At 56.8% G+C, this 15,617-nt stretch carries 9 protein-coding genes, 2 rRNA genes and 1 riboswitch; of the genes, 4 read left to right on the top strand and 7 right to left on the bottom strand.

All coding sequences use genetic code 11. The features are described 5' to 3' along the window. Window positions 1-73 precede the first annotated feature (73 nt). Together yjbE and pgi are read right to left on the bottom strand one after the other, a co-directional pair. Window positions 74-322, bottom strand: a complete 249-nt coding sequence (gene yjbE, locus QZH36_RS12780; protein ID WP_125290158.1) for an exopolysaccharide production protein YjbE — start codon at window positions 320-322, stop codon at window positions 74-76. Window positions 323-965: 643 nt separating this feature from the next. Continuing rightward, complete coding sequence (gene pgi / locus QZH36_RS12785) at window positions 966-2,615, bottom strand: glucose-6-phosphate isomerase (protein WP_301730360.1); 1,650 nt, start codon at window positions 2,613-2,615, stop codon at window positions 966-968. A gap of 213 nt (window positions 2,616-2,828) precedes the next feature. On the opposite strand from pgi, the gene QZH36_RS12790 reads away from it, so the two are divergent. From QZH36_RS12790 to panS, 4 genes are all read left to right on the top strand, one after another. Beyond that, window positions 2,829-4,631: a cation:proton antiporter gene (locus tag QZH36_RS12790; RefSeq protein ID WP_301730361.1), complete on the top strand. Its 1,803-nt coding sequence runs from the start codon at window positions 2,829-2,831 to the stop codon at window positions 4,629-4,631. A gap of 52 nt (window positions 4,632-4,683) precedes the next feature. Then, window positions 4,684-4,877: riboswitch (Lysine riboswitch) on the top strand. Window positions 4,878-4,971: 94 nt separating this feature from the next. Then, the gene (lysC, locus tag QZH36_RS12795) at window positions 4,972-6,324 is read left to right on the top strand and encodes a lysine-sensitive aspartokinase 3 (RefSeq protein ID WP_253456236.1); all 1,353 of its coding nucleotides are present in this window, start codon (window positions 4,972-4,974) and stop codon (window positions 6,322-6,324) included. A 327-nt stretch (window positions 6,325-6,651) separates the two neighbouring features. Then, entirely contained in the window at window positions 6,652-7,344 is a 693-nt protein-coding gene (aqpZ, locus tag QZH36_RS12800; RefSeq protein ID WP_253456239.1) for an aquaporin Z, read from the top strand. Between the two features lie 167 nt (window positions 7,345-7,511). Next, entirely contained in the window at window positions 7,512-8,429 is a 918-nt protein-coding gene (gene panS / locus QZH36_RS12805) for a ketopantoate/pantoate/pantothenate transporter PanS (protein ID WP_253456247.1), read from the top strand. A 33-nt stretch (window positions 8,430-8,462) separates the two neighbouring features. Here the strand turns inward: panS and QZH36_RS12810 are convergent, their stop codons facing one another. The 5 genes from QZH36_RS12810 to QZH36_RS12830 form a co-directional block, all read right to left on the bottom strand. Beyond that, entirely contained in the window at window positions 8,463-10,088 is a 1,626-nt protein-coding gene (locus QZH36_RS12810; protein WP_253461156.1) for a Na/Pi cotransporter family protein, read from the bottom strand. Between the two features lie 196 nt (window positions 10,089-10,284). Further along, entirely contained in the window at window positions 10,285-13,965 is a 3,681-nt protein-coding gene (metH, locus tag QZH36_RS12815; protein WP_301730363.1) for a methionine synthase, read from the bottom strand. Window positions 13,966-14,071: 106 nt separating this feature from the next. Next, entirely contained in the window at window positions 14,072-15,001 is a 930-nt protein-coding gene (metA, locus tag QZH36_RS12820) for a homoserine O-acetyltransferase MetA (protein ID WP_253456254.1), read from the bottom strand. Between the two features lie 287 nt (window positions 15,002-15,288). Next, window positions 15,289-15,404 (bottom strand): 5S ribosomal RNA (gene rrf, locus QZH36_RS12825). 107 nt (window positions 15,405-15,511) lie between these two features. Then, a 23S ribosomal RNA gene (locus QZH36_RS12830) occupies window positions 15,512-15,617 on the bottom strand; the annotation flags it as partial.

The raw sequence follows: 15,617 nt of genomic DNA on the forward strand, positions 1-15,617 counted from the left end.
AAGTTCCTGAATGAAGTCTGAAAATATCAAAAAATAACCACACAAGCGTGTGGTTATGATTAATTTACTGCACTTAACGAGTGGTGCTGGTGGTGGTAGTAGTCGTGGTTCCGGTGTTGGAACCGTTACCGCCGCTGCTTGCTGCCAGCGCCACGCCAACCAGCGCGCCAAGCGCGCCCACACCCACTGCCGTGGTCGTCCCGGCGGAAAGGGTTCCCGCCGAGGCGCCCGCTGCGGCACCGGCCTCTTCAGGCGCGGCAAACGCGGCGGAAGCAGTCGCTAAGTACGCTACGGCTGCAGCAGCACATAAGACTTTTTTCATACAAAATCCTTCATAGAATGAATGGATAACTCGCCTGAAAGATTTCAGACCGGCTCATTATAAGGCAATAAATTACCAGAATTCAGGACGGTTAAACGCGCTGGCTGCTGCCGCTTCGCTGTGTGAAACAGAAACATTTTTGGAGGGATAAGGCAACAATTGGTCAATAAACTCGTTATATCGCTATTTATCGCTGCCATAACGCGACAAGTTAGCGCCATTCACTACCGATTGTGATTAAAACGGCCGTTTTATGGGCAGAAAATGCGGCAGCGCGCTTTTTCTGTTAAAAGTGCAGTTTTTCAGTGAGTTAAATGTATTTACTCAGCGTTTTAAGCGGATCGAACGAGAATACGTTTCGGACTATTCCTGCCATAAATTGACTTAGTGGCCTGAAATTTAAGAATTTCCTTAGTCAGGCAGCAGGTCATTCAGCAATTATTGGAAGAGGAATTAACCTTAAACTCTGTTACAGCGCCGCATTCGTCAGGGCCAGTGGGAAACCGCGTCGCTGTCAAACAGGACCACCAGTAGGTAAAGATGGATCTGATAAACGCATTATGCAGCTAAAAAAGGCCGGCGCGATGGCCGACCTTCAGACTTTGCGCTGCGCCAGCAGAGAGCCGGACGCGTGTCAGCTGTTTCAGCCGCGCCAGTTTTTGTAGCGGTTGATCAGGCCGTTGGTGGAGCTGTCATGGCTTGCCACCTGCTCGCCGCCGGAAAGCTCAGGCAGGATGCGGTTAGCCAGCTGTTTACCCAGCTCCACGCCCCACTGATCGAAGGTGAAGATGTTCAGGATAGCGCCCTGGGTAAAGATTTTGTGCTCGTACAGCGCAATCAACGCGCCCAGGCTGAACGGGTTGATTTCACGCAGCAGAATGGAGTTGGTCGGACGGTTCCCTTCAAACACTTTGAACGGCACGATATGCCCGACGGACTGGGCATCTTTGCCCGCATCAGCGAACTCTTTCTCTACCGTTTCGCGTGATTTGCCGAACGCCAGCGCTTCGGTCTGTGCGAAGAAGTTAGAGAGCAGCTTGGCGTGATGATCGCCCAGCTGGTTGTGGCTGACGGCCGGCGCGATAAAGTCGCACGGCACCAGCTTGGTGCCCTGGTGGATCAGCTGATAGAAGGCGTGCTGACCGTTGGTGCCAGGCTCGCCCCAGATGATCGGGCCGGTTTCATAGCTGACAGGGTTGCCGTTGCGATCGACATATTTGCCGTTCGACTCCATATTGCCCTGCTGGAAGTAGGCGGCAAAACGATGCATGTACTGGTCGTAAGGCAGGATAGCTTCGGTTTCGGCACCGAAGAAGTTGTTATACCAGATGCCGATCAGCGCCAGGATCACCGGCAGGTTTTGCTCCGCAGGCGTGTTGGCGAAGTGGTTGTCCATCGCGTGGGCGCCGCTCAGCAGCTGCTCGAAGTTATCGAAGCCGATGGACAGCACGATAGAGAGGCCAATCGCCGACCAGAGCGAATAGCGGCCGCCGACCCAGTCCCAGAACTCAAACATATTGGCAGTGTCGATGCCGAACTCGCCCACGGCTTTGGCATTGGTAGAGAGCGCGGCGAAGTGTTTCGCTACGTGCTGCTCGTCGCCCGCCGCCTTCAGGAACCAGTCACGCGCGCTGTGGGCGTTGGTCATGGTTTCCTGGGTGGTGAAGGTTTTTGACGCGACCAGGAACAGCGTGGTTTCCGGGCTGAGATCTTTTACCGTTTCCGCGATATGCGTGCCGTCTACGTTAGAGACGAAATGCATATTCAGATGGTTTTTATACGGACGCAGCGCCTCGGTAACCATAAACGGCCCCAGATCGGAACCACCGATACCAATATTGACCACGTCGGTGATAGCTTTACCGGTGTAGCCCTTCCACTCACCGCTGATGATGCGATCGGAGAACGACTTCATCTTCTCCAGCACCGCATTGACTTCCGGCATCACATCCTTGCCATCGACCATAATCGGCTTGTTGCTGCGGTTGCGCAGAGCAACGTGCAGCACGGCGCGATTTTCAGTACGGTTAATTTTTTCCCCGGAGAACATGGATTTGATAGCATCCTGCAGCTCGGTTTCTTTCGCCAGAGCCTGCAGCTTGTCGAGCGTTTCGCTGGTGATGCGGTTTTTAGAGAAGTCCACCAGCATTTGATCGTCGAAGGTGGCGGAAAATTTGCTGAACCGATCGGCATCTTTCGCGAACAGGTCGGCAATCTCTACGTCTTTCATCTCTGCAAAATGCTGCTGCAGCGCTTGCCAGGCAGCGGTTTGTGTCGGATTGATATTTTTCATAGCAACACACTCTTTTTATTTAAGAACCGTAAAACAGACCGGGCGCCATGTTACCTGTTACGCGTTTTTCGCACGCCTTTCCCTGCAACAGGTGACGGCTATCAGAGGAGAAGTTTTCCTCTCTTTTGCCCGGGGCTATTTATAATTCAGGCGGCGGGGTGAAACCCGATGCGTTTCAGTATGACTATTCTTGCCCTTTAAAGGAAAAATTTTATGGAGCTTTCTGCGCCACTCCTGTTGGTTATCATTGGATTAAGCTCGCTCGTGGCCCAGTGGCTGGCCTGGTTGCTGCGTTTACCGGCCATTTTACCGCTGCTTGTTTTCGGCATTCTCCTGGGGCCGGTCGGTCATGTTTTGCAGCCGGATGCGCTGTTTGGCGCTCTGCTGTTCCCGCTGGTTTCTCTCTCGGTAGCGATCATTCTGTTTGAAGGCGCGTTGACGCTGCGTTTCGACGAGATCCGTGGATTGGGCAAGGTGGTGCGCAATCTGGTCACAATCGGCATGTTTATCACTTTTCTGGCTATCGGCCTCACCTGCTGGCTGCTGCTCGACTTCCCGCCCGAGCTGGCGGCGCTGGTCGGCGCCGTCACGGTCGTCACCGGCCCGACGGTTATCGCTCCGCTGATGCGCGTGGTGCGTCCGAATAAGGCAATTAATCAGATCCTGCGCTGGGAAGGCATTGTGATCGATCCGGTCGGCGCTATTTTCACGCTGCTGGTGTTTGAATTCATTGTGCTACAGCAAAAAGCGGAGTCGCTGACCCATCTCTTCTGGACGTTCGGCCTGACCGTGGTGGTCGGCACCGTCGGCGGCGCGCTGTTCGGCTGGCTGATAGGCGTCGCGCTGAAGCGCGTCTGGCTGCCGGGCTATCTGCAAAACTTTGCGGTGCTGGCCGTTACGCTGACCGCTTTCGGCGCGTCGAACGCTATTGCCGACGAGTCGGGCCTGCTGACCGTCACCGTGATGGGGATCTGGCTGGCCAATATGCGCGATGTGGATTTGAGCGAGATTATCGCCTTTAAAGAGGAGCTGTCGGCGCTGCTGATCTCCGCGCTGTTTATTATTCTGGCCGCCAGGCTGGATCTCGGCGCGCTGCTGGCGATGGGCTGGCCGCTGCTTGGCCTGCTGCTGGTGGTGCAGTTTATCGCTCGTCCGCTCTGTATCGCGCTCTCCACGTGGGGTTCCTCGCTCTCCTGGCGCGACAAGCTGCTGCTGAGCTGGATTTCGCCACGCGGCATCGTGGCGGCGGCAGTCAGCTCGCTGTTTGCGCTGACGCTGGAAAAAACCGGCTATGAAGGCGCCAGCCGGCTGGTGACCGTGGTGTTTGCGGTGATTATCGGCACCGTGGTGCTGCAAAGCCTGACCAGCTCGTTCCTCGCCCGTGCGCTGCGCGTGCAGCAACGGGAGCCGCGCGGTATCCTGATTATCGGCGCGAACAGCGTCGCCCGCGCGCTGGCTGCCGCGCTGCAAAAGCTGGATCTGCCCGTGCTGGTGACGGACAGCAGCTGGGAATATTATCGGCTGGCCCGTATGGAAGGCATTCCCGCTTACTACGGCAACGCCTGGTCGGATCATGCCGAAAACTTCCTCGACCTTAGCGAAACGGCCCAGGTGCTTGCCCTGTCGCCCAATCGCCATCAAAATGCGCTGGCCGTTTACCATTTCAGCCATATTTTTGGTAACAACAACGTGGCGGCTATTCGTTCGGGCGCCGCGCTGAAAGGCCGCCGCGACAGTGAAAGCCCGCGCTTTCGCCGTCATGAAGTGCTGTTCAGCCAGGAGCATACCTATGCCCGCCTCAGCAGCCTGCTGGCGAAAGGCGGCGTAATCAAAGCGACGGGCCTGAATGAAAATTTCGGCTGGGAAGAGTATCTGGAAAAGAATCAGAACGCGCTGTTGCTCTTTGTGCAGGACGAACAGGGCAAGCTGAAAATAGGCGACGGCCAGCCGCCCGCGCTGCCCTGTACGGTGATCGCTCTGGTACAAAATGAATCATCGGCCAGTTCCGGGGATTGACAGCAAGACAATAACCCGGTATTTCTGGGCGGCTAGCTGCGCATCTGATGCGCAGGCCAGAAGAGGCGCGTCGCCCAGGCAGTGTGTTGGAGGAACCGAATCCGTAGAAAACACATCAGGGGGAGCGACGCCGAGGTACAAACCATGCGGTATGGGGCGTATCGGCTACAGGGGCTGAATCCTCTGGGTTGTCACCACGATCGTCCGCCGGGCGGACGATTTGCAAGGTGGAGCGCTTCTGGGTGACTCGTAGTAATCCCTTTTCTACGTCTGCCCCGTTTCTGCTCTTCCCTTGTGCCAAGGCTGATAGATTTTAACCTGACACGAGGTATGTCAAGACATGTCCCAATCATTGATCGTGGCGAAGTTCGGCGGCACCAGCGTTGCCGATTACGCCGCCATGAACCGCAGCGCCGACGTGGTGCTGGCCGATCCGAATGTGCGCGTGGTGGTGCTTTCCGCCTCTGCGGGCGTCACCAACCTGTTGGTTTCCCTGGCGGAAGGCCTGGAGCAGGAGCAGCGTGCTTATCAACTGGATGAGATCCGCCGCATCCAGTACGCCATTGTTGACCAGCTGCCGCATTCTGAAGTGATTCGCGACGAAATCGATCGCGTGCTGGAAAACATCACCATGCTTTCCGAAGCCGCCGCGCTGGCTACCTCAACCGCGCTGACCGATGAGCTGGTCAGCCACGGCGAACTGATGTCCAGCCTGCTGTTTGTAGAGATCCTGCGCCAGCGCGAAGTGGCCTCCGAGTGGTTCGACGTGCGTAAAGTGATGCGCACCAACGACCGCTTTGGTCGCGCAGAGCCGGATGTCGCGCTGCTGGCGGAACTGACGCAGGCACAGCTGGCGCCGCGGCTGGGCGAAGCGCTGATCGTGACCCAGGGCTTTATCGGCAGCGAGCCGAAAGGCCGCACCACCACGCTGGGTCGCGGCGGCAGCGACTATACCGCCGCGCTGCTGGGCGAAGCGCTGCACGCAAGCCGTATCGACATCTGGACCGATGTACCGGGCATCTATACCACCGATCCGCGCGTGGTGCCGACGGCGAAACGCATTGATGAAATCACCTTTGGCGAAGCGGCGGAGATGGCGACGTTTGGTGCCAAGGTGCTGCATCCGGCCACGTTGTTGCCTGCCGTACGCAGCGATATTCCGGTGTTCGTCGGCTCCAGTAAGGATCCGGCCGCTGGCGGCACGCGCGTCTGCAACGAAACGCAGGATCCGCCGCTGTTCCGCGCGCTGGCCCTGCGCCGCAAACAGACGCTGCTGACGCTGCACAGCCTGAATATGCTGCACGCGCGCGGCTTTCTGGTTGAGGTTTTCACCATCCTCGCGCGCCATAATATCTCGGTCGATCTGATTACCACTTCGGAGGTAAGCGTTGCGCTGACGCTGGATACCACTGGCTCCACCTCCAACAGCGATGGCCTGCTGACTCAGGCGCTGCTGACCGAGCTCTCTTCGCTGTGCCGCGTAGAGGTAGAAGAGAATCTGGCGCTGGTGGCGCTGATCGGCAATCAGCTTTCCAAAGCCTGCGGCGTCGGCAAAGAGGTCTTCGGCGTGCTGGAGCCGTTTAACCTGCGCCTGATCTGCTATGGCGCAAGCAGCTATAACCTCTGCTTCCTGGTGCCGGGCAACGACGCCGAACAGGTGGTGCAGGCGCTGCATAAAAATCTGTTTGAGTAAGCGTGGAAGCCGGGCGGAAGCCCGGCTTCCAGATTGCTGACAAGCCTGCGGCGCCCTGCCGTTTTCGCAGCAGCAATGCCGCCTTTATCAGCCCAATGGTGGCCTGATAGCCTGAAGGCTTATTAGCAGCCTTGCCCGCTTTTTTACTTTTCTTGTTTTTCCCTTTCATCGCTTTACTCAGCGAGCGCTTATCTTTTGATCTGGCTCAAGCCAGTCGCTAATAAAGCCGCAGATCCGCCCGCAGACAGCATATTCTCCGTTCCGTTGATTTTCCGGTTGGACAAGCCAGGGATAATCGTGGCGTTAAATCAAATAATGGAGCAAAACATGCGTAGGTTAGTCGCTGAATCGCTGGGAACCTTTGTGCTGGTTCTCGGCGGCTGTGGTAGCGCGGTATTAGCCGCGGCTTTTCCCGAGCTGGGAATTGGTTTTGTCGGCGTATCGCTGGCGTTTGGCCTGACCGTCCTGACGATGGCTTATGCCGTAGGGCATATCTCGGGCGGTCATTTTAATCCGGCGGTAACCATAGGCCTGTGGGCCGGCGGCCGTTTTCCCGCGTCGCAAATCCTTCCCTATGTGCTGGCGCAGGTTGTGGGCGGCGCGCTGGCGGCAGGCACGCTTTATCTGATCGCCAGCGGCAAAGCCTCTTTTGACGCGGCAGCCAGCGGTTTTGCCGCCAACGGCTACGGCGAGCATTCGCCTGGCGGTTTCTCTCTGCTGTCCGGCATGATTGCGGAAGCCGTGCTGACCGCTATTTTCCTGATCGTTATCCACGGCGCGACCGACAAACGCGCGCCGAAGGGCTTTGCGCCCATTGCTATCGGTCTGGCGCTGACCCTGATCCATTTGATCAGCATTCCGGTGACCAATACCTCGGTTAACCCGGCACGCAGTACCGCCGTGGCTATCTTCCAGGGCGGCTGGGCGCTGGATCAGCTATGGATGTTCTGGGCGATGCCGCTCGTCGGCGCGCTGGTTGGCGGCCTGATTTACCGCGTTCTGCTGGAGGAAAAAGCGTAACGCCTGCCTGGCGGGCCGCTGCTGGCCCGCCCTTTTCCTGCGTCTTTCCCGCCGCTGTCCGCTCGTCCTTCCTTTCCCATCGGCTAATGCTATGATTCGACGACCGCTTTTCCCCCGTTCCGGGAAAACGGCATTCTGTAATCACAACATAAAAAGGAAGTCTGGCTATGCTCGCCACCGTTACCCGACTGTTCCCGTTATGGGCAGTCCTGCTTTCCCTTGCTGCCTGGTACACGCCAACTCCCTTTCTGGGTATTGGCCCCTGGGTCACTTATTTGCTGATGCTGATTATGTTTGGTATGGGCGTCACGCTGAATATCAACGATTTCAAACGCGTGCTGACCCGACCGGCACCGGTTATCGCCGGCACGTTTTTGCACTATCTGGTGATGCCGCTCGCCGCCTGGGCGCTGGCAAAACTGTTTAAGATGCCACCGGATCTGGCAGCGGGCATGATCCTGGTCGGCAGCGTCGCCAGCGGCACCGCTTCCAACGTGATGATCTATCTGGCTAAGGGCGACGTGGCGCTGTCGGTGACCATCTCGTCCGTCTCCGCACTGGTAGGCGTGTTCGCCACGCCGCTGCTGACTAAGCTCTACGTGGATACGCATATTCAGGTGGATGTCGCCGGGATGCTGCTGAGCATCGTTAAAATCGTGGTGGTGCCGATTAGCATCGGGCTGATTGTCCATCACACGCTGCACGGCGTGGTGCGCCGCGTGGAGCCTTATCTGCCCGCTTTTTCCATGGTCTGCATTCTGCTGATTATTAGCGCCGTCGTAGCGGGCAGTCAGGGCTTTATCGGGTCGGTGGGGCTGGTGACGATAGCCGCAGTGATCCTGCATAACGCTATCGGCCTGCTGGGCGGCTATTGGGGCGGCAAGCTGTTTGGCTTCGATGAATCCACCTGCCGCACGCTGGCGCTGGAAGTGGGGATGCAAAACTCCGGGCTGGCGGCGACGCTGGGCAAGCTTTACTTCTCACCGCTGGCCGCGCTGCCGGGCGCGCTGTTCTCGGTCTGGCACAATCTTTCCGGCTCGCTGCTGGCGGGCTACTGGTCCAGCAAACCCATCAGCAAAAAATAGCGTTTCTCCCCCGCATTGTCGCGGGGGCTTGCGTTATTCCTCATCCCTGGGATCGTCAGGCTGCTCCAGCACGCTGTAGGCAACCGCGCAAAATAGCGAGTTCAACCTTTTCATATCGCCCAGCAGGCCCAGATGCAGCGAACTGGTTTCTATACTCTGCACGTTTTGCTGATGCAGACGATCGACATGCTTATGCGAATAGCGGCGAGTTGTAATGCGGAAACGGTGCTTGGCGCGCCGCAGCCGCTTAGCGCTGGTTACGTCATGTGATAAAAATACCGACAGGCTCAGACGCAGGTTGGCGTTGAGCTGCTCAAGCAGCGCATCCAGTTCCGCCAGGCCCTCCACCGAAAAAGCACGGCGCGCATTCAGCGATTTATCCACCACGTCGCCGCTCATGCGCTCCAGAATATCGCCCGCCATTTCCAGGTTCAGCGCCATTTCGATGATTTCCGCCCAGCGCCGCGAATCCTCTTCCGGGAGATCTTCTTTCGGCATCTGCGCCAGATAGAGTTTGATCGCGGTATAAAGTATGTCAACGTCGTCGTCCAGCCGCCGGATTTCCCTTTCCTCTCGCAGCTCGCCGTGCATCACTTTACTGAAGCTGGTCAGCATCTGTTCCAGCACGTCACCCATGCGCAGCGTCTCTCTTGAAGCGTTCGCCAGCGCCAGCGCGGGCGTATCCAGCGCGCTACTGTCCAGATGTTTCGGCTTCAGGCGCAAATCCGTTTCCGGCTCTTCACGAATAATTCGCTGGCACAGATCGGCCATCAAATCGGCGAAAGGCACCATCACCAGACAGCGGATCAGGTTGTAGAAGACGTGGAAAAAGATCACCAGCTCTTCGTCGTTAACCGGCAGCTTTTGCAGCCAGTCCGCCAGCAGATCGATGAAAGGCAGCACTATCAGCGAGCCGATAAATTTGAACAGCAGACTGCCCAGCGCCACTTGTTTCCCTGCGGCATTGGAGCCGCTGTTGTTCAGCATCGCCAGCAGGCCGCTGCCCAGATTCGCGCCGATCACCAGGCACAGCGCCACTTTAAAAGAGATAACGCCGGTCGCGGTGAGCGTGGCGGTGATCAGCACCGCCGCCAGACTCGAATAGCTGATAATGGCAAATACCGCGCCAATCAGCGAGTCCAGCATTACGTCGCCGGTGAGCGAAGAGAAGATTACCTTAACGCCTGCGGCCTGGGTGATTGGCGTCGCCGCCGCGACGATCAGCTGTAGCGCCAGCAGGATCAGCCCCAGCCCGATGCTGGCGCGGCCAAGCTGCCCGGCGCGCGTCTGTTTGCGTCCCAGGAAAAAGACCACGCCAAAGAAAATAAACAGCGGCGACAGCCAGGAAAGATCAAAGGTCAGGATGCGCGCCATGAGCGCCGTCCCCACGTCCGCGCCCAGTATGATCACCAGCGCGGGCGTCAGCGCCACCAGCTCCTGCGCCACAAACGAAGTCACCAGCAGCGTGGTGGCATTGCTGCTCTGCACCAACGCGGTGACGCCGATGCCGGCCACAAAGGCCATCGGCTTTTTCGCCACGCTGCGGCTGAGCACGCGGCGGAGATCTGCGCCGTAAACTCGCATAATGCCGGTACGAACAATATGCGTTCCCCACACCAGCAGCGCTACGGCAGAAAGTAAATTAAGCAGGGTCAGCACCGATATTAACCTCACGGATTTTCACGAATAAAAGCTTTAGTCCTGATGAGCGACCGTCGCCTTAAGTTTAGTCGCTCTGGCGAAAAAGCTTTTTTATCAGCGTCATATTATTGAAATGGCATCGCGCGACTGGCGCTGGCTGAAGAGCAGGCGGGAGAAAAGCAGGGCAGATCCTGTTATCTGCCCCCGGCATTGGTCAGTCGGCGTCATAACCCAGGTTTGAGGCCAGCCAGCGCTCAACTTCGCTCACCGACATCCCTTTGCGCTGCGCATAATCTTCTACCTGATCGCGTTGCAGTTGAGCGACCGCAAAATATTTGCTTTGCGGATGGCTGAAGTACCAGCCGGAAACCGATGCGCCCGGCCACATGGCAAAAGATTCCGTCAGCCTCATGCCGGTATGGGTTTCAACATCCAGCAGCTGCCAGATGGTCGCCTTCTCGGTGTGTTCCGGACAGGCGGGATAGCCGGGCGCGGGACGAATGCCCTGATAGTTCTCACGGATCAGCTCTTCATTGCTCAGGTTTTCCGTAGGCGCAAAGCCCCAGATGACCTTACGAACTCGCTCATGCAGATATTCCGCGAACGCTTCCGCCAGACGATCTGCCAGCGCTTTCACCATGATTTTGTTGTAATCATCATGAGCGGCGTCATAGGCTTCCGCCAGCGAATCTTCCTCCAGGCCGCCGGTAACGGCGAACGCGCCCAGATAGTCGGCTTTGCGGCTGGCAGCCGGTGCCACAAAATCGGCCAGGCAGTAGTTCGCAAAGTCCGTTTTTTCCGTCTGCTGACGTAAGTGATGGCTTACTTGCAGAACGTCGCGGCGTGCTTCGTCGCGATAAATATGGATATCGTCGCCGACGCGGTTAGCCGGAAAAATGCCTACTACGCCGCGCGGTGTAAGCGCCTGCTTCGCGCTCAGCTCGTCCAGCATCGCGTTCGCATCGTCAAAAAGCCGTTTCGCCTCAACACCCACCACTTCGTCTTCCAGAATGCGGGGATATTTGCCAGCCAGCGACCAGGTCATAAAGAACGGCGTCCAGTCTATATAGTGCCGCAGCGTTTCGATGTTAGCGCTTACTTCGCTTATGCCCAGCCGGTGCGGCACGGGCGGCGTATAATCTTCCCAGTTCAGCGCCAGGGCATTAGCCCTTGCCGTCGCCAGCGAGACCGGCGGCGTGCGCGGCTTTTTACGACCGTGCTGGATGCGCACCGTTTCATACTCTTTACGCGTGCGGGCCACGAAATCGTCACGCTGCGTGGCGGAAAGCAGCGCTGAAACCACGCCAACCGTGCGCGAGGCGTTTTGCACGTAGACCGTTGGGCCGCTATAGTTTTGCTCGATTTTAACGGCCGTATGCGCTTTGGACGTGGTTGCGCCGCCGATCAGCAGCGGTAGCGTAAAGCCCTGCCGCTCCATCTCTTTCGCCACGTTGACCATCTCGTCCAGCGACGGCGTAATCAGCCCCGACAGACCGATGATATCGGCATTTTGTTCTCTGGCGGTTTTAAGAATTTTATCGCCGGGCACCATCACGCCCAGATCGATGATTTCGTAGTTGTTGCATTGCAGCACCACGCCGACGATATTTTTACCAATGTCGTGAACATCGCCTTTTACCGTAGCAAGCACGATTTTGCCGTTGGTGCGGCCCTTCTCTTTGCTCGCCTCAATATAAGGCTCCAGATAAGCCACTGCCTGCTTCATTACGCGCGCGGATTTCACTACCTGCGGCAGGAACATTTTGCCTTCGCCAAACAGGTCGCCGACCACGTTCATGCCCGCCATCAGCGGCCCCTCGATTACCTCAATCGGGCGACTCGCCTTCTGGCGCGCGGCCTCGGTATCCTCTTCAATAAATTCGGTAATGCCTTTAACCAGCGAATACTCCAGCCGCTTTTCCACTTCCCAGCTGCGCCATTCTGCCTGCGGCTTGTTTCCGTCGTCCGCCTTGCTGCCACGATATTTTTCCGCCAGCGTCAGCAGCCGCTCGGTGCTGTCTTCACGCCGGTTAAGCACCACGTCTTCTACCGCGTCGCGCAGATCTGGCGCCAGGTCGTCATAGATGGCCAGCTGACCGGCATTGACGATCCCCATATCCATACCGTTGCGAATAGCGTAATAAAGGAAAACCGCGTGGATAGCTTCACGTACCGGATCGTTGCCGCGAAAGGAAAAGGAGACGTTGGAGACGCCGCCTGAAATCATCGCGTGCGGCAGCTCTCGCTTGATATCTTCACAGGCGCCGATAAAATCCATCGCGTAGTTGTTGTGCTCTTCAATGCCGGTAGCGACCGCAAAGATATTGGGGTCGAAAATGATATCTTCCGGCGGGAAGCCAACCTCTTCCGTCAGGATCTGATAGGCGCGACGGCAGATAGCGATTTTGCGTTCGCGGGTATCCGCCTGGCCGACCTCATCAAACGCCATCACAACCATTGCCGCGCCGTAGCGCCGCACCAGGCGGGCATGATGAATAAAGGCTTCGATGCTTTCCTTCATCGAAATGGAGTTAACGATGCCTTTGCCCTGAATACACTGCAGGCCTTTTTCAATCACTTCCCATTTGGAGGAGTCGATCATCACCGGCACGCGCGCAATATCCGGTTCGCCAGCAATCAGGTTCAGGAAGCGTACCATCGCCGCCTCCGCATCCAGCATCCCCTCGTCCATATTGATATCAACGATCTGCGCGCCGCTTTCCACCTGCTGCAACGCCACTTCCAGCGCCTCGCTGTACTTCTCTTCTTTGATCAGACGCTTGAATTTTGCCGAGCCGGTAACGTTGGTGCGCTCGCCGACGTTGACGAACAGCGTTTCAGCGCTGATGTTCAGTGGTTCAAGACCGGAAAGACGACAGGCCACGGGCAGATCCGGCCGCTGGCGAGGCGTAACGCCCTCTACCGCGGCGGCCATTGCGGCAATATGTGCTGGCGTAGTACCGCAGCAGCCGCCGACGATATTTAAAAAGCCCGATCGCGCCCATTCACCTATCTGCTCCGCCATAATGTCCGCGTCCAGATCGTATTCACCAAAGGCGTTAGGCAGGCCCGCATTGGGGTGCGCGGTCACGTAGCTTTCCGCAATGCGCGACAGCTCCGCCACGTACTGACGCAGCTCGTCCGGCCCCAGCGCGCAGTTCAGGCCGAACGACAGCGGCTGCGCATGACGCAGCGAATTATAAAAAGCTTCGGTAGTCTGTCCCGAAAGCGTACGGCCGGATGCATCGGTAATGGTGCCGGAAATCATCAGCGGCAGCGTAATGCCCTGCTCGTCAAATTCGCTTTTTACCGCGAAAATGGCCGCTTTGGCATTTAACGTATCGAAAATGGTTTCGATCATAATAATATCAACGCCGCCCGCCATCAGCGCCTTTGTTGATTCACGGTAGGCTTCGACCAGCTGATTGAAAGTGATATTACGGAAGGCAGGATCGTTAACGTCCGGCGAAATCGAGCAGGTGCGGTTAGTTGGCCCTAAAACGCCTGCAACATAGCGTGGTTTTTCTGGCGTGCGGGCCGTCCAGGCATCGGCGCACTCACGGGCCAGCTTTGCGGCGGCAAAGTTGATTTCCGCCGACAGCGAGGCCATATGGTAATCCGCCATCGCAACAGGGGTGGCGTTGAACGTGTTGGTTTCCAGAATATCTGCGCCCGCCTGTAGATAGGCGTGGTGAATGTTGCTTATCACATCAGGCCGCGTCAGCACCAGCAGGTCGTTATTACCCTTTAAATCGCTCTGCCAGTCGGCAAACCGCTCGCCGCGAAAATCCTCTTCGCTCAGACGATAGCTCTGGATCATGGTGCCCATGCCGCCATCCAGCACCATGATGCGTTTTGCCAGCTGCTGATGCAGCGCTTCTGTTCTGTTGCCCACTGTTGCCTCTTTCTCACCTGCGGCACGATGCCGGCAATCCATACTGGCACAAGTTTTCATCACGTAGAAGCATCCGACTGGCGGTCTGGCAAAACGCCCTGCGCTACTATTCCAGCGTTGGGTTCATATGACGCAGATCGAACGGCGTGATCTGGTAAACGTAGTAGTTCAGCCAGTTTGAAAACAGCAGGTTGCCGTGGCTGCGCCAGCTGGCTCGAGGCGGCAGTTCCGGGTTGTCCTGTGGGAAGTAATTACAGGGTACCTCCGGATGCAGCCCGGCTTCGTAGTCACGATGGTATTCGCCGGACAGCGTCAGCGCATCGTATTCCGGATGGCCGGTGACGAAAGCCAGACGCTTGTCTTTGCTGGCGAACAGGTAAGCGCCCGTCTCTTCTGATTCGGCAAAAATTTCCAGATCCGTGTAATCGCGCAGCAGGTGCGTCGGGAAATCCGCATAGCGTGAATGCGGCGCCAGAAAAGTATCGTCGAAGCCACGCGTTAACAGAGCGTGCGGATGCAGAATACGATGCTCATAAACGCCCGATAATTTTTTATCACGCGTTTGTTTAGGGATGCCGTACAGGATATTCAAAGCAGCCTGCACCGCCCAGCAAACAAAAAGCGTGGAGGTAACGTGCTCTTTAGCCCAATGGAGAACGCGCTGGATCTGCGGCCAGTACGCCACATCGTTAAAATCGACCAGGCCCAGCGGTGCCCCGGTAACGATCAGACCATCGTAGTTATTGTCCTGAATATCCTCAAAATTACAGTAAAAGTTGTTCAGGTGCTCCACAGGCGTATTGCGTGACTCGCGGCTGTCGACGCGCAGAAGTTGAATATCTATTTGCAACGGCGAGTTAGAAAGCAGGCGTAAAAACTGGTTCTCCGTCTCGATTTTTTTAGGCATCAGATTCAAAACCAGCACTTTTAACGGGCGGATTTCCTGAGTGCTGGCCCTTGTAGAGGTCATCACAAATACATTTTCATTACGCAGAAAATTCACGGCTGGTAATTCATCGGGTACCCTAATCGGCATCGTTTACTTCCTCGGCTAACCATTTATACGTTTAGACATCCAGACAGCCAAAGATAGCGGGTCAGGCGCTGAAAGTCGAGATGAGATGAAGTAGTTGAAAATGTTTCATCACAGACGGAAAGGTTAAGGAATATACCGGATGACGGAAATATAAGCGTAAAAAGGGAATGCCAGGCAGGAAGTGAGAGGGGAATAAAGCCTGTAGCTCTTGAATCGGTTACTAAAAAGTTTCCGGCCCACAAACGCAAAAAACCCCGACCGTGAGGTCGGGGCTGTTGCAATTTGATGCCTGGCAGTTCCCTACTCTCGCATGGGGAGGCCCCACACTACCATCGGCGCTACGGCGTTTCACTTCTGAGTTCGGCATGGGGTCAGGTGGGACCACCGCGCTAAAGCCGCCAGGCAAATTCTGTTTCCCCCGCCGCCCTGAGGCCGCGCGGGTTTATCCGTGAACAGGCTGAAAATTGTCTGCGTCTCTCATAACGCTTACCAGAACGCTTCTGGCGTTGTAAGGTTAAGCCTCACGGGTCATTAGTACCGGTTAGCTCAACGCATCGCTGCGCTTACACACCCGGCCTATCAACGTCGTCGTCTTCAACGTCCCTTCAGGTGGCTT

The organism is Erwinia wuhanensis, from assembly GCF_030484085.1.
GTDB lineage: Bacteria > Pseudomonadota > Gammaproteobacteria > Enterobacterales > Enterobacteriaceae > Erwinia > Erwinia aeris.